Annotated in this window: 10 protein-coding genes; 2 read left to right on the top strand and 8 right to left on the bottom strand. The window is 75.5% G+C overall.

Annotated features, from left to right (window positions below; all coding sequences use genetic code 11):
* Nucleotide 1 precedes the first annotated feature (1 nt).
* Nucleotides 2-2,149: an RNA polymerase recycling motor ATPase HelR gene (helR, locus tag VGP36_08130; GenBank protein ID HEV7654690.1), complete on the bottom strand. Its 2,148-nt coding sequence runs from the start codon at nucleotides 2,147-2,149 to the stop codon at nucleotides 2-4.
* Between the two features lie 440 nt (nucleotides 2,150-2,589).
* Here helR and VGP36_08125 point away from each other — a divergent pair, with 440 nt between their 5' ends.
* Nucleotides 2,590-3,171: a methyltransferase domain-containing protein gene (locus VGP36_08125; GenBank protein ID HEV7654689.1), complete on the top strand. Its 582-nt coding sequence runs from the start codon at nucleotides 2,590-2,592 to the stop codon at nucleotides 3,169-3,171.
* On the opposite strand, the gene VGP36_08120 is transcribed toward VGP36_08125, so the two are convergent.
* From VGP36_08120 to VGP36_08090, 7 genes are all read right to left on the bottom strand, one after another.
* Nucleotides 3,168-3,731: a hypothetical protein gene (locus tag VGP36_08120; GenBank protein HEV7654688.1), complete on the bottom strand. Its 564-nt coding sequence runs from the start codon at nucleotides 3,729-3,731 to the stop codon at nucleotides 3,168-3,170. The genes VGP36_08125 and VGP36_08120 overlap by 4 nt on opposite strands.
* Before the next feature lie 9 nt (nucleotides 3,732-3,740).
* A complete protein-coding gene (locus VGP36_08115) occupies nucleotides 3,741-4,709 on the bottom strand; it encodes a hypothetical protein (protein HEV7654687.1) in 969 nt (322 codons plus the stop codon).
* Nucleotides 4,710-4,862: 153 nt separating this feature from the next.
* Complete coding sequence (locus VGP36_08110) at nucleotides 4,863-6,011, bottom strand: VWA domain-containing protein (protein ID HEV7654686.1); 1,149 nt, start codon at nucleotides 6,009-6,011, stop codon at nucleotides 4,863-4,865.
* Complete coding sequence (locus tag VGP36_08105; GenBank protein ID HEV7654685.1) at nucleotides 6,008-8,350, bottom strand: DUF5682 family protein; 2,343 nt, start codon at nucleotides 8,348-8,350, stop codon at nucleotides 6,008-6,010. The genes VGP36_08110 and VGP36_08105 overlap by 4 nt, the downstream gene beginning before the upstream one ends.
* Entirely contained in the window at nucleotides 8,347-9,435 is a 1,089-nt protein-coding gene (locus tag VGP36_08100) for an AAA family ATPase (GenBank protein ID HEV7654684.1), read from the bottom strand. The genes VGP36_08105 and VGP36_08100 overlap by 4 nt, the downstream gene beginning before the upstream one ends.
* 5 nt (nucleotides 9,436-9,440) lie before the next feature.
* Nucleotides 9,441-11,192 (bottom strand): DUF5691 domain-containing protein, encoded by a 1,752-nt coding sequence (locus VGP36_08095; GenBank protein HEV7654683.1) that lies wholly within the window; start codon nucleotides 11,190-11,192, stop codon nucleotides 9,441-9,443.
* Nucleotides 11,189-12,499: an SWIM zinc finger family protein gene (locus VGP36_08090; protein HEV7654682.1), complete on the bottom strand. Its 1,311-nt coding sequence runs from the start codon at nucleotides 12,497-12,499 to the stop codon at nucleotides 11,189-11,191. Before VGP36_08090 ends, VGP36_08095 begins: the two co-directional genes overlap by 4 nt.
* Nucleotides 12,500-12,752: 253 nt before the next feature.
* On the opposite strand from VGP36_08090, the gene VGP36_08085 reads away from it, so the two are divergent.
* Complete coding sequence (locus VGP36_08085; protein ID HEV7654681.1) at nucleotides 12,753-14,669, top strand: discoidin domain-containing protein; 1,917 nt, start codon at nucleotides 12,753-12,755, stop codon at nucleotides 14,667-14,669.
* Nucleotides 14,670-14,698 lie beyond the last annotated feature (29 nt).

The following is a 14,698-nucleotide window of genomic DNA, read 5'->3' as shown; positions in this document are numbered from 1 at the left end:
GCTACGTCGTGAGGATCACGAGTTGCCGGGTGGCGCGGGTCATCGCGACGTACCGGTCGACCGCGCCCTCGACGCCCTCCCCGAACGCCGCGGGGTCGACGAGGACGACGAGGTCGAACTCCAGCCCCTTCGCCAGTTCCGGGGTCAGCGACCGGACCCGCGATGTCGCCGGGAAGCCGGGATCGCCGATGACACAGGCGATCCCCTCGGCATCGGTGGCCAGCCAACCGTCCACAACGGAGCGCAGCTCCGACGCGGACCCGTGTGCGACCGGGAGGCCGCTGCCGCGGATCGAGGTCGGCACGTTGGCGTCCGGGAGGACGGCCCGGATGACCGGCGCGGCCTCGGCCATGACCTCCTCCGGCGTCCGGTAGTTGATGCTCAGCGAGGCCAGGGTGATCCGGTCCAGCCCGACCCGCCCGAGCCGGTCCGCCCAGGACTCCGGGAACCCGTGCCGGGCCTGGGCGCGGTCGCCGACCACGGTGAAGCTGCGGGACGGGCAGCGCAGCAGCAGCATCTGCCACTCCGCGTCGGTCAGCTCCTGGGCCTCGTCCACGACGACGTGCGCGAACGGCCCGGCCAGCAGGTCCGGCCCGGCGCTCGGCGGCGCGATCCCGTCGTCCAGGGCGTTGCGCAGGTCCTCCCCGCGCAGCATCGACATCACCAGCAGCTCGGAGTCGTCGGCCGCGATCAGGTCGTCGACCACGCTGGTCATGTGCTCGTGCTCGGCGGCGACCGTGGCCGCGTGCCGCTGCGCGCGCCGGGCCGCCTCCGCGTCGCCGAGCCGGTGCCGGGCCGCGTCCAGCAGCGGCAGGTCGGCCGCCGTCCAGGCCGTGGCGCCGGGGCGCTGCAGCGTCCGGATCTCCGCGGGACTCAGCCAGGGCGCGCACGTACGCAGGTAGGCGGGCACCGACCACAGATCGCCGACCAGGTCGGCCGCGTCCAGCAGCGGCCAGGCCCGGTTCAGGGTCGCCATCAGCTCCCGGTCGGCCAGCAGCGCCGTCCGGAGCTCGGCGGCCGAGACGTCCTCGTCGTCCAGCTCGTCCACCAGGATCTCCGCCAGCTCGGCCACGATCTCCGCGCGCGCCTCGTTGTGCGGCGTGCCCGGCCCCGGCGCGGTGAACGCGTCGGCCCAGTCCGCCGCGCTCAGCCGTACCTCCGACCACGGGGTCGTCACCGTCAGGGCCCGGGCCGGCGGCTCCTCGTAGAAGCGGACGGCGGCCTCGATCGCGGACACCATCCGCTTCGACGACTTCAGCCGGGCCACCTCCGGATCGGTCTCGACCGCCGCCGCGGCGCCCTCGGGAACGAGGTCGCGCAGGGTGCAGGTCTGCACGCCCTCCTCGCCGAGGCCGGGCAGGACGTCGGCCACGTACGCCAGGTACGGTCGGCTCGGGCCGACGAACAGCACGCCGCCGCGGTGGTGGCCGAGGCGGGGATCGGAGTAGATCAGGTAGGCCGAGCGGTGCAGGGCGACGACCGTCTTGCCCGTACCGGGGCCGCCGTCGACCACGAGCGCGCCGCGGGATCCCGCCCGGATGATCGCGTCCTGGTCGGCCTGGATGGTGCCGAGCACGTCGCGCATCCGGCCGGACCGGTTGGTGCCCAGGCTGGCGATGAACGCGGACTGGTCGTCCAGGGCGGCGTGCCCGACGAGCCCGTCCGGGGTGAACACCTCGTCCCAGTAGTCGCTGATCCGGCCGAGGGTCCAGCGGTACCGGCGGCGGCTGTCCAGACCCATCGGGTTGGCGTGCGTCGCCCCGAAGAACGGCTCGGCCAGGGGCGAGCGCCAGTCGAGCAACAGCCGGCGGCCGGTGCTGTCGGTGAGGCCGAGCCGCCCGACGTACACGGGCTCGGTGCCGTCCGCGCCGACCATGCGGCCGAGACACAGGTCCAGCCCGAAGCGGCGCAGCACCCGCAGCCGCCCGGTCAGCCGGTGGATCTCCAGGTCCCGGTCCATCGCCTCCTGGCCGCTGCCGCCGGGCGCTCTGCGTTCGGCGTCGAGGCGCTCGGACAGGTCGGCGATCGACTGCTCCAGGCTCTCCGCGATCGCCGCGAAGCGCAGTTCGTCGGCGGCGATGAGCGCCGGGTCGGCCTTGGCCGCGAGTCGGTCGGGAAGCGCGAACGCAGTGGTCGTCAGGGGGGTCACGCCGCTCCTATTTCCGCAGGTCATGGCTTCGGCGGCCGATTCTGCGGCACGACCCGGGTCTTGCCGCAAGCCCCCCGGTGCGCTATACGTTGATAGTGGCGGGGAGTGCGTCCTCCTTCCCGCGTCGTCCACTCCGGACAGTCGTCCAGGCCCGGTCAGCCGGCCGCGCCCGACGACGAGGCCGCTGCCGGAGAGGTGGACCCGGTCGCCGTCGACGTCGACGCGCAGGCGGCTCGGGCGGCCGAGGGCGTGGCCCTGCTCGACGAGGACGGGCTCGCCGGCGGGAACGTCGCCGTACCCGGGGTGAGGAAGGCCCCGTCGGCCGTCACCGTCCTCGAAGGCCCGTCGGCTGGTCCGGAATCTGTCCGGACTGGTTAGGTAGGGACGTGACGGTGGCGCAGGATCCGTTCGGTGGGCGGGAGCCGACCAGCCACGAGCGGATGACGGGACTGCCCTGGGACGCCTCGTACCAGGACGGCCCGGCGCCGTGGGACGTCGGCCCGCAGCCGGCGGTGGTGCGGCTGGCCGCGGCCGGCGCGTTCACCGGCCCGGTGCTCGACGTGGGCTGCGGATCCGGCGACAACGCGCTGCACCTCGCGTCGCTGGGACTGCCCGTGCTCGGCGTCGACGTCGCGGAGACGGCGCTGGCGATCGCCCGGGCCAAGGCCGCGGACCGCGGGCTCGAGGTCGAGTTCGCGGTCGCCGACGCGTACCGGCTGGACCGGCTGGGGCGCCGGTTCGCGACCGTGCTCGACTCCGGCATGTTCCACACCTGCGATGCCGGCGAACGACCGCGGTACGCGGCCGGCCTCGTGTCGGTCACCGACCCCGGTGCGATTCTGTACGTGCTCTGCTTCAGCGACGAGGGCCCCGGCACCGGCCCGCACCCGGTCAGCCGGGCCGACCTGCACACCGCGTTCGACAGCGGCTGGGACGTCGCCATCGAGCCCGACCGCGTGCACACGAGGTTCCACGACGAGAACGGCGCCCCCGCCTGGCTCGCGCGCATCACCCGGCGCTAGCCGGTGGGCGGGATCGGCGTGAGCGTCAGGCCGGCCGCGGGCGCGCCGGCGCCGGCGGGCGCCTTCGCCCGGAGCCTCGGCGTGAGGCCGATCCCGATGACCAGGGCCGCGACGGCGGTGATGGCGGCGACGGTGAGGGTGAGCGGGTCGGGACGGAGCCACTCGTAGAGGAAGGATCCCGGCAGGACCAGGCCCCAGGCCGCGAAGGACAGGACCGCCGTCCACCACTCCGGCGTCCCGAGGACGTCGGTCCAGCGCCGGACCGCGGGCCGGACCGCGACCCCGGCGGCGATCAGGGTCGCCACCAGCCCGATCACGTAGACGCTGAGCCGGAACGGAAGGAACGTGTCGGTGGGGCTGCGGGCCAGGACGGTCTCGCAGGCCGCGATCAGGGCCGTGTAGAAGGTGATGACCTCCGTCGGCACGGCCTGCTCCAGGGAGTTCAAGGAGCCGGGGTCGTCGCCGGACGATCCCGGCGCCAGGGCCGCGGCCGCCCCGGTCGGCTGCCCGGCGACGGTCCTCCTGCGTACGGCCAGCGCCCCCACACTTCGTACGCTCACGTCGGCTCCTCAGAATCGGATCAGGTCGGCCAGGAAGGGCTGGCGGGACAGCACCTGACCCAGGTCCTGGACCCAGTGGTGGGTGAAGCCCGGGCCGCCGCGAACGTTCACCGCGCCGCCGACGAAGTGGCCGAACAGCGGATGGGGCGCGACCGGGCCGACGGCGAGCGAACCCGAGTCGCCCGGCTGCATCCCCGGGGTGGTGCCGCCCAGCTCCCAGCAGTCGAGCCACTGCCAGTGCTGGTCGCCGTGCTGGAGCAGCGCTCCGTTCACCTGCGCCAGGACGTGCCCCGTCCGCCCGGCGAACAGGTCCACCGGCAGCGTCAGGTACGGCGGGCCCGCCGGTGGCGGCTGCGTGCCCGAGTTCTGCACCCATCCGCCCAGCGATCCGGGCGGGAGGCCCACGAGGGCGATGTCGTCGCCGCCGCGAGATCCCGTGGCCGAGCCCGCCGAGAACAGGACCTGACCGGTGACCGGGGACCCGCCGGGGGACATCACCGTGACGGCTCCGCTGGGCGCGCCGTGGGAGACCGTCAGGAAGCCCTCGCTCAGGGTCGGTGTGGGGTACCGCAGGACCACCGGCAGGCCGACCGTCGCGACGCCCGCCGTGGTCGACGAGGTCCGGTCGCCGGGCTGCGCGGCCGCCGCCAGCGGGCCGACCGGTTCCACCACGGTGTCCTCGGGCGGTTCGAGCGAGCGGAGGTCGTCGCCGGCCGCCGACTCGGCCACCGCCTGCCACGGGATGCGCTGACCGGCCGCGTCCACCCCGGGCAGCGCCGCGACGTCCACGAGCACCAGCGGGTGCCAGTCCTCGACCAGGGCGAGGGCGTCGCCCGCGCCGAGCAGCCGGTCCGGCGTCAACCGGGGTACGGGCACCCTGCTCCCGGCCCCGATGCCGCGGATCGGGGTGAACCCGCCGGCCGGGTCCGGCCCCTGGTCGCGGTCACGCCCGAGCAACTGGACGTAGCGCTCCCGCATCCCCTGGACCGTGTTCCGGAGTTGCGCCTCGGCGTCGGAGCGAGGTTCCCACCACACAGTGCCCCCATGCGTCCTCCGGGCCCGGACCGGTCCCGTCGCAGCCGCATAGTGCCGAACTTGACGCCCGGCCGGGACCGGTTCGCGCAAAGTCGCTCAGCGCAGGGCCTGCTCGGCCCAGCGGCCGACGTCGCCCTTGCCGAGGGCGACTGCGAGCAGGTCGGGGAACGCGTCCGGGGTGCAGGCGAACGCCGGCACGCCCAGCTCGGCCAGCGCGGCCGCGTTGTAGCGGTCGAAGGACGGCGCGCCCGAGTCGGACAGCGCGAGCAGCACCACGACCTGCACGCCGGAGGTCTTCATCGACCCGATCCGGCGCAGCATCTCCTCCCGTACGCCACCCTCGTACAGGTCGCTGATCAGGATGAACAGCGAGTCCGCGGGCCGGGTGATGAGCTGCTGGCTGTACGCGATGGCCCGGTTGATGTCGGTGCCGCCGCCGAGCTGGGTGCCGAACAGGACGTCGACCGGGTCGTCCAGGTGCTCGGTGAGGTCCACGACCTCGGTGTCGAAGACGACGACCGAGGTCCGCAGCGTGCGCATCGAGGCGAGTACGGACCCGAAGACGCTGGCGTACACGACCGAGGCGGCCATCGAGCCGGACTGGTCGATCGCGACCACCACGTCGCGGGCGACGATCTGCTGCCGGCGGCCGTAGCCGACCAGCCGCTCCGGCACCACGGTGCGGTGCTCGGGCAGGTAGTGCTTGAGGTTGGCGGCGATCGTGTGGTTCCAGTCGATGTCGCGCAGCTTCGGCCGCTGCGTCCGGGCGGCCCGGTTGAGCGCGCCGGACACCGCCGCCCGGGTCCGCTCGGCCACCCGCCGCTCGATCTCCGCGACCACCTGGGCGACGACCGCGCGGGCCGAGGCCTTCGAGCTGGCCGGCATGACCCGGTTGAGGCTGAGCAGCGTGCCGACCAGGTGCACGTCCGGCACCACCGACTCCAGCAGCTCCGGTTCCAGCAGCAACCGGTTGAGGTCGAGCCGGTCGACCGCGTCGCGCTGCATGACCTGCACGACCGTGCTGGGGAAGTACGTCCGGATGTCGCCGAGCCAGCGGGAGACCCGCGGGGCCGAGCCGCCGAGGCCGCCCTCGCGCGGCCCGTCCTCGGCCTCGTCGTAGAGCGCGGCCAGCGCGCCGTCCATGGCGGCGTCGGCGCTGCCCTTGCCGGGATCGTCCAGGCCGGACGCCGCCCCGAGCAGCAGCCGCCAGCGGCGTACCCGTTCGGTCTCCTCCGGCTCGGTCATGGCTGCAGCCCCAGCAGCAGCTCGACAGTGGCCAGCACCGGCACCGCCAGCTCCTCGTCGATGTCGTCCACTGTGGACTCTTTCGCGCCGTCCACGGTGGACAGCCGGCGGAACCGGTCGCCGAGCGCGCGCCGCTCCGGCGCCGCGAACGACCCGAACGTCCGGCGCAGCAGCGGCAGCACGTCCACGAACGCCTGCGGGTCGAGCTCGCCGACCCAGCCGTCGAGCACGCCGAGCAGGTCGGTGTCGTGCACCAGCAGCATCCCGCCGCCGGCCAGGAACCCCTCCACCCAGGCCGCTTTCGCGTTCGCCGGCGAGCCGACCGACAGCGCCCTCGACAGCCGTACGCCGGAGCCGGGGCCGTCGATCCGGCCCGCGTCCCGCAGCAGCCGGACCAGCTGGCCGACGACCAGCCCGTGCACGTCGTCCCGGTCGGCCAGCCCGGCCAGGGTGTCCAGCCAGCGGTCCCGCGCGGCCGGGTCCTCGCGCAGCGCCAGCGCCGCGTGCACGCCGGTGATCCGGTCCCGCAGCAGCGCCGCGGCGTCGTCGTCCAGGGCGGTCAGCGCGGCCGGCAGGCCGGCCCGGATCCGCTCCAGCAGCGCGCCCGCGACCCGGTCGAGGGCGGCGGTGTCGGTGTCGCGCACGTCGCCGTACCGGCGGGAGCGGACCAGCGGCGGGAGCGCCTCCATCAGGTGCGCGACGTCGGTGTCGAGCGCGGCCCGGGCGTCCAGCGCGGTCAGCAGGGCCGGCAGCGCGTCGGGCAGGTCGGCCAGCAGCGCCGCCTCGACCGCGGCGGTGAGCTCGACCAGCGTGCCGGTGCCGGCCGTCGCGACCGTCCTCGCCGCGGCCGCGGCGGCCACCGTGGTGCCCCAGACCGACGCCTCGACCAGGTCGATCTCCAGCTCCGGCTGCCAGCGCAGCGACCACGTCTCCCGGAACGTGCCGAGGTTGCGGGCCGCCGCCCGGGCCGGGGTGCCCCAGCCGATGCCGAGCAGCCGCAGCCGGTGCAGCAGCCGGCTGCGGTCCAGGTCCACGGGCTTGCGCAGGTCCAGCTCGTACGCCTTCTCGGCCGCGTCCAGCTTGAGCCGCAGCCGCCGGGCCTGCGCCCGCAGGTCGGTCGCGAGCGGGACCGTCGGCGCGGACCCGGGCACGGAGCCGAGCGCCTCGCCGACCACCAGCCGGCGGGTGACCAGGTCCAGCGCGACCTCGTCGCCGTCCACCAGCACGGCCCGGGTCGCCTCGGTCACCTCGGCCAGCCCGGCCAGCGGGCGGCCGCGCAGGACGGCCAGCGTGTCGGCCAGCCGGACCGCCTCGATGACGTGCGCGCTGGAGACCGGCAGGTCCTCGGTGCGCAGGACGCCGGCGACCAGGGTGAGCCAGCGGGTGACCGGGCGGTCGGGGGCGGTGAAGAGGTGGTGGTACCAGCCCGGGCTGGTGACGCCCGCGCCGTACCCGGAGGCCATCGCGAGCCGGCCGTGCGTCCACGGCACCCAGGTCAGCGACACCTTCCGCTTCGGCAGGCCGGTCAGCACGCGGGCGTCGGCCGCGGCGGCCGGGAGCGGACCGGCGAGCGCGGGCGCGTGCCAGGCGCCGCAGACGATCGCGACCCGCTGCGCGCCGGTCTTGATCGCGGCCCGCAGGACCGTGCGCATGTAGGCCTCGCGCCGGTCCTCCCGCGCCTGCTCGCCCGGCGCCTGGGGCGGGGCGGCGTCGCGCAGCTCGGCCATCGCCTCGGTGATCGCGTCGAACGGGCCGCGGCCGTCCTGGCGGGACTCGACCAGGTCCTCCCACCAGCGCTCCGGGTCGTCGTACCCGGCCGCGGCGGCGAGCAGGGCGAGCGGGTCCTCTCGTACGCCTGCCGGTTCCTCGCCGTCCACAGCGGACTGTCCATCCTGGTCCGGGGCATCGGGGTCCACTCCGGACTGTTCTGGACCTTCAGGGTCCACTTCGGACTGCTCTGGAGCTTGGGGGTCCACTTCGGACAGTCTGTGCCGGCGGTCGTCGGCGAGGTTGGCGGCCGCCGGGAGGTCGCAGAAGCGGACCGGGACGCCGGCCCGGACCGCCCAGTCGATCGCCTGCCACTCCGGCGAGAACACCGCGAACGGCCAGAACGCCGCCACCTGCGGCGCGTCGTTCGCGTACGCCAGCAGCGCCACCGGCGGCTCCATCCCGGCCTCCGCGACCAACGGCACCAGCGGGTCGGCGTCCGCCGGTCCCTCCACCAGCAGGACGTCCGGCCGGTACGCCTCGAGCTCGGCCCGCACCGACCGGGCCGAGCCGGGCCCGTGGTGCCGGATGCCGAGCACCCGGACCGCGGGCGCCCCAGCCGTCACGGTCACCCGCTGACCTCGCGGCAGGCGCGGTAGAACTCGCCCCAGCCGCGCCGCTCCCGGACCACGACCTCCAGGTACTCGGTCCAGACCACCGCGTCCGCGACCGGGTCCCGGACCACCGCGCCGACGAGGCCGGCGGCGATGTCGGCCGGCCGCAGCACCCCGTCGCCGAAGTGCGCGGCCAGCGCCCGCCCGGCCGTCACCACCGAGATCGCCTCCGCGGTGGACAGCGTCCCGGACGGCGACTTCAGCTTCGTCCGCCCGTCCGCGGTCGCGCCGGAGCGCAGCTCCCGGAACACGCTGACCACCCGGCGGATCTCGTCCAGCGCGGCCGGCGTGTCCGGCAGCTCCAGCGACCGGCCGAGCTGCTCGACCCGGCGGGTGACGATGTCGACCTCGTCCTCGAACGAGGCCGGCAGCGGCAGCACCACCGTGTTGAACCGCCGCCGCAGCGCGCTGGACAGCTCGTTGACGCCGCGGTCCCGGTCGTTGGCGGTGGCGATGACGGTGAAGCCCTTGATGGCCTGCACCTCGGTGCCGAGCTCCGGCACCGGCAGCGTCTTCTCGCTGAGCACGGTGATCAGCGCGTCCTGCACGTCGCTCGGGATCCGGGTCAGCTCCTCGACCCGGGCGATCCGGCCCTCCCGCATCGCGGTCATCACGGGGGAGGGCACCAGCGCGGCCGGCGTCGGGCCCTCGGCGAGCAGCCGGGCGTAGTTCCAGCCGTACCGGATGGCCTCCTCGGGGGTGCCGGAGGTGCCCTGCACCAGCAGCGTCGAGTCGCCGCTGACGGCCGCGGTGAGGTGCTCGCTGACCCAGGTCTTCGCGGTCCCGGGTACGCCGAGCAGCAGCAGGGCGCGGTCGGTCGCCAGGGTGGCCACGGCCACCTCGATCAGGCGGCGCGGTCCGACGTACTTCGGTGTGATCTCGGTGCCGCCGGCCTTCCCGCCGAGCAGGTAGGTGACCACGGCCGACGGGGACATGCGCCAGCCGGGCGGGCGGGGCCGGTCGTCGGCGACGGCCAGCGCGGTCAGCTCGGCGGCGAAGGCCTGCTCGGCGTGCGGCCGCAGCAGCCCGGTGTCGGCGGTCATCGATGTCAACGGAGCTCCTCGAGCATGGCGTAACGGAATTCGAGTGTCTCGGCGACGCGGGTCAGCGCCGGTCCCCAGTCCGAGCCGGCCTTCCCGGCCCGGTCGCGTACGGCGGCGGCCCGGTGCGGCGGCAGCCGGTGGGCCAGCAGGGTCAGCGCGTCCCGGATGCCGGTGTCGCGGGGCCCGACGTCGGTCCGGACCAGCCGGGCCAGCACGGCCCGGCCGAGCTCGTCCGGCCACGGCGGCGGGCAGACGGTGAGCACCGCGGACAGCAGCCACGGTGTGGTGTCCTTGCCGGCCAGCAGGCGGGCCACGGCGAGGCCGCGGCGGTCCGGCGGCAGCGCGCCGACGAGCGCCGGCCAGTCCCGCTGCGGCGGGCGGCGGTCCAGCAGGGCGGCGGCCCAGCCGGCGTCCTGCTGCCGGATCGCGGCGTCCTGCCAGCCGCCGACCAGCACGTCCCGCCAGTCGGTGTCACCGGCCCAGCCCAGCAGCTGGGCAGGGGGTCCGAGCGCGGACCAGACCGGCAGCGGGGTCGCGGACACGATCTCCCGCAGCCACCAGCCCTGTGCGCCGATGCCCGCCGGCGGCGTACGGCTGATCGCGTCGCCGGCCATCGCGTCGTCGCAGGTCTCCGGGGGCGCGACGACCAGCCGGGTCCGCAGCCGGCGGCGCTCGACGGAGACCGCGGCCCGGGCCCGCTCGGACATGCGGGCCGCGTAGGCGGAGCGGGGGAGTACGCCGAGCGTGGCCGCGGCGCGGTCCCGGACGCCCTTGCGCCGGTCCCGCAGGGCGGTCTCCAGCAGGGGTTCGTCCGCGTCCTGCGGCCGGACGCCGATCTGGTCGAGGAACCACTCCCGGTCCTCGCCGGTCTCCTTCGCCCAGGTCGCGGTCAGCAGCGCGCGGGCGCGCGCGGGGTCGGCCGCTCGCAGCACGTCGTACCGGTCGCGCCGTTCCGCCCGCTCCCCGTGCTCCCACACCTCATCGACCTCCGCCGGCCCCGATCCCGCAGGAGCCGTCGCCGGGCCTGGAGTCGCCCCCGGCCCCGGAGCCGGCCCCGGAATCGCGCCCGGGCCTGGGGTCGGGCCCGGCCCCGGAATCGCGCCCGGGTTCGGGGTCGCGGTAGGGCTCGGGGCCGTCGGTGGAGTCGCGTTCGGGGTGGCGAGGGTCGAGGGGTCGGCGATGGTGATCGCCTGCGCCCAGTCGGGGCGGGCGGCGGCCAGCCAGCGCCCGCGGACGCCGAGGACCGGAACCACCGCCGCCGCGGCCGCCCCGTCGCGGGCGGCCGCGTCCAGCAGCGCGGGCAGCAGGTCGGCCGGCGGTCGCCAGCGACCGGCGGCCGCGGCGCCGGCCCACTCCACCAGCAGGTCCTGGTTGCCCCCGAGCACCCGCCCGAGGTGCGCAGCCCCGGCCGGCCGCACCAGCCGCGCCGTCTCCGGCCCGGCCGCCGGCCCACTCTCGACCGGAGCCACCCCCGGTCGCATCCCCGCCCGCCGATACGGCGTAGCCAACGCCGCCGCATCCAGCAACCGCGCCGCCGGATCCCCGGCCGCGCTCCGGACCACCCCGCCACCCGCCCCGGCCGTACCGTCCGCAGACGGTCCCGCGCCGCCCGGGGACGGGACCGCGGCATCGTCGGCGTTCACCGGCGTGAGGCGCGCGGCGGCGGTGCCGAGGGGGCCGGGAAGGGCGGTGACGTCGACGTCGCGGCGAGCGGTGCCGAGGAGCGCGGCCGCGCTGAGATCGGCCCAGCTGGTCACAGCAGCACCAGCTGACCGGCCGCACGCCCGGGGTCGGCGTCCAGCACCGACACCGGCCGCAGCCCACCGGGCGTGTAGTCGGCGGCGACCGTGACCGGGTGCCCGCCGGAGACCGCCAGCAGCCGGTAGAGCTCGTCCCCGCCGAGCAGCCGCACCCGCCGCCCGCCGCCGTCGTACGCCTGCCAGACCGGACCGGGCACCGGCGTGAGCCCACCCACCACGACCGGCCACGAGTACGTCCACGGGTCCGCCGCCACGGCCGCCGCGTACGCCGCCGCCGCGTCCTGCAGGCTCCCGCCGCGCAATGTCCCGATCGGCTCCGGAGCACCCCGGCGGGTCCCGACGAGCGCCCGCAGCGGCGCCGTACCGGGGTAGAAGTGCAGGTCGGCGTCCACGGTCAGGCCGGCCGCCAACGACGCGTCCAGCTGCTGGCCGGCCCCGGCGAAGGAGAGCACCAGCGCCGGCCGGCCGGTCCGCTCCCCGCGCAGCCAGACCCGCCGCACGGTCAGCCGTTCCTGCTCGTCGTCCCGGCGCCCGACCACCTGCCAGCGGTCGGCGACGGGCGGTCCGGCGAGCACGTCGTCCTTGGCGATCGGGTAGCCGACCTCGCGCCGGACGCACGCCGCGAGCGACGGCGGCAGCCGGTCGAGCCCACGGTGCGCGGTCACGGCGAGCCGGAGCAGCGCGAGCCCCTCGAGCAAGGGCCCGCTGCGGTCGGGCTGCCCGGCGCCGGCCCCGGGCAGCCGCCGCAGCGCGCTCGCCAGCCCCGGCGCCTGCGCGTCGACCATCCGGGCCGCCATCGGCTCGACGTAGGAGTAGCCGCCCTGCTGCAGCGCGGCCAGACCGCCGCGGACCTGGTCCAGCAGCCACCGGTCCAGCTCGTCCACCCCGGCCGCGACCCGCTCGCCCCGGCGCTCGACCCGCTTCCGCGCGGCCGCGGGGTCGGAGACGCCGGACTGGGCGGCGGCCGGCGGCCGGGTGGCCCGCTCGGCCAACCACGTCCCGGCCCACTCCGGCGGCGTCCCCGGCCGGACCTGCCCGGCCGACCAGAGCAGCAGCAGCCCCAGCGCGTGCTTGCAGGGAAACTTCCGCGACGGGCACGAGCACCGGTACGCCGGCCCGCCCAGGTCGACCACGGTCCGGTACGGGTGCTTGCCACTGCCCGCGCATTCGCCCCAGACCGCGGCGTCCTCCCGCGTCCCGGTCCCGGACCACGGTCCCGGCCCGGACAGCTTCCGGCCGGCCGCGATCGACCCGGCGTCCGGCGCGAGCGCCAGCACCTGGTCGGCGGTCCAGGCGATAGGCACTCAAAAACCGTATACGGCACGCGGCCCGGCGGGGACGACACCCCGCCGGACCGATCTTGAACCGCTCCCAGGTCGCGTTCGAGGTGAGCGAGCCGCTGTGGCCGACGTCGTCGCGGACGGGCAGTGTCCGGCTTCCGAACGGGCACCCGGCGGGTGGTCGGCGACGGAGGTGGTCGCCGACCGGGGGTGGTCGGCAGCCCGGCTGGGTAAGAGCCGGGTGTCTCGTGCCCCTTTCTTGACCGAAGGGCTGTTCATGAAGCAACGTCGCTTCGTCCTCGTCCCGGCTGCCGTCGCCGCGCTCGTCGTGGCGGTCGCCCCGGCCGTCTCCGCGAACGCCGACCACGGCGGTGCTCCGGCCGCACGGGTCTGGGTCACCACGCCCGACCAGGCCGAACTGCTGCACGACCGCGGCACGGTCCCGTTCACGACCGGGCCGAGCGACGAGCTGACGATCACGGTCGATCCCAGCCGGACATACCAGACCGTGGACGGGTTCGGGGCGTCGATCACCGACTCGTCCGCGGCCGTGCTCTACCGGCTCGCCCCGGCCGCGCGGGACCAGGCGATGCGCAGCCTGTTCGATCCGGACCGGGGGATCGGCATCAGCGCGCTCCGCCAGCCGATCGGGTCCTCCGACTTCACCGACGACCCGCACTACACGTACGACGACGTGCCCGCGGGGCAGACCGACTTCGCGCTGCGGCACTTCAGCGTCGCCCACGACCAGGCCCAGATCCTGCCGCTGCTGCGCCGGGCCAGGGCACTGAACCCGCGGCTGACCGTGATCGCCACCCCGTGGAGCCCGCCGGCCTGGATGAAGACCACCGACTCGCTCATCGGCGGGCGGCTGAAGGACGATCCCCGGGTCTACGCGGCGTACGCGCGGTACTTCGTGAAGTACGTCCAGGCCTATCGCGCCGCCGGCGTCCCGGTCGACTACCTGACCCTGCAGAACGAGCCGCAGAACCGGAAGCCGAACGCGTACCCGGGCACCGACATGCCGGTGCGGCAGGAGGTCGCGCTCATCGAGGCGGTCGGGCCGGCGCTGCGGGCGGCCGGTCTGCGGACGAAGATCCTGGCCTACGACCACAACTGGTCGACCCACCCCGACGACATCGCCAACACGCCGCCGGGCGAGAGCCCCGAGACCGACTATCCGTACGAGGTGCTCGACAGCCCGGCCGCGCGCTGGGTGGCCGGCACCGCGTACCACTGCTACTCCGGCGACCCGAGCGCGCAGACCGCGCTGCACGATGCCCATCCGGACAAGGGGATCTGGTTCACCGAGTGCTCCGGTTCGCACGGCCCGGACGACCCGCCGGCCCAGTTCTTCCGGGACACGCTGACCTTCCACGCCCGCAACATCACCATCGGCACGACCCGCAACTGGGCCAAGACCGCGATCGCCTGGAACATCGCGCTCGACTCGACCGGCGGTCCGCACAACGGCGGCTGCGACACCTGCACCGGGGTGTTGACGCTGCAGGCCGACGGCTCCGTCACCACCAACGCGGAGTACTACACGATCGGCCACCTCTCCAAGTTCGTGAAGCCGGGCGCGGTGCGGATCGCCAGCACGTCCTTCGGGACGACCGGCTGGAACGGCCAGATCATGGACGTCGCGTTCCGCAACCCGGACGGCTCGACCGCGCTGGTCGTACACAACGAGAACGACGACCCGCGGACGTTCGCGGTCGCCGTCGGCGGCCGGTCGTTCGACTACACGCTGCCCGGTGGTGCGCTCGCGACGTTCACCTGGCCGCGCGGCGGCGCTCCGGGCGACCACCTGCTCCCGGCGACCGGAACGACCGCGACGGCGACGCCGGCGGGGGAGCCGGCCCAGAACGCGGTCGACGACGACGCCTCGACCCGGTGGACCACCGGCACCGCCCAGGTCCCGGGGCAGCAGATCCAGCTCGACCTCGGCCGGCGGGAGACCTTCCGCCGGGTCGTCCTCGACACCGGCGCCAGCACCGGCGACTTCGCCCGCTCCTTCACGCTGCAGGCCGGCGACGACGCGACCCACTGGCGGACCCTCGCCAGCGCAACGGGCACCGGCCAGCTCACCACCATCGACGTCCCCCGAACCCGAGCCCGCTACCTCCGCGTCGTCTCCACCGGCACCTCCGACAGCTGGTGGTCCGTCGCCGACACCCGCCTCTACAGCTGACCCAGCCACCCCGTCCGGACCGGAGTCGC

The organism is Mycobacteriales bacterium, from assembly GCA_035995165.1.
Classification (GTDB): Bacteria; Actinomycetota; Actinomycetes; order Mycobacteriales; family CADCTP01; genus CADCTP01.
Note: the sequence above shows the minus strand (reverse complement) of the source record. Positions and strands in the feature narration are given on the sequence as shown.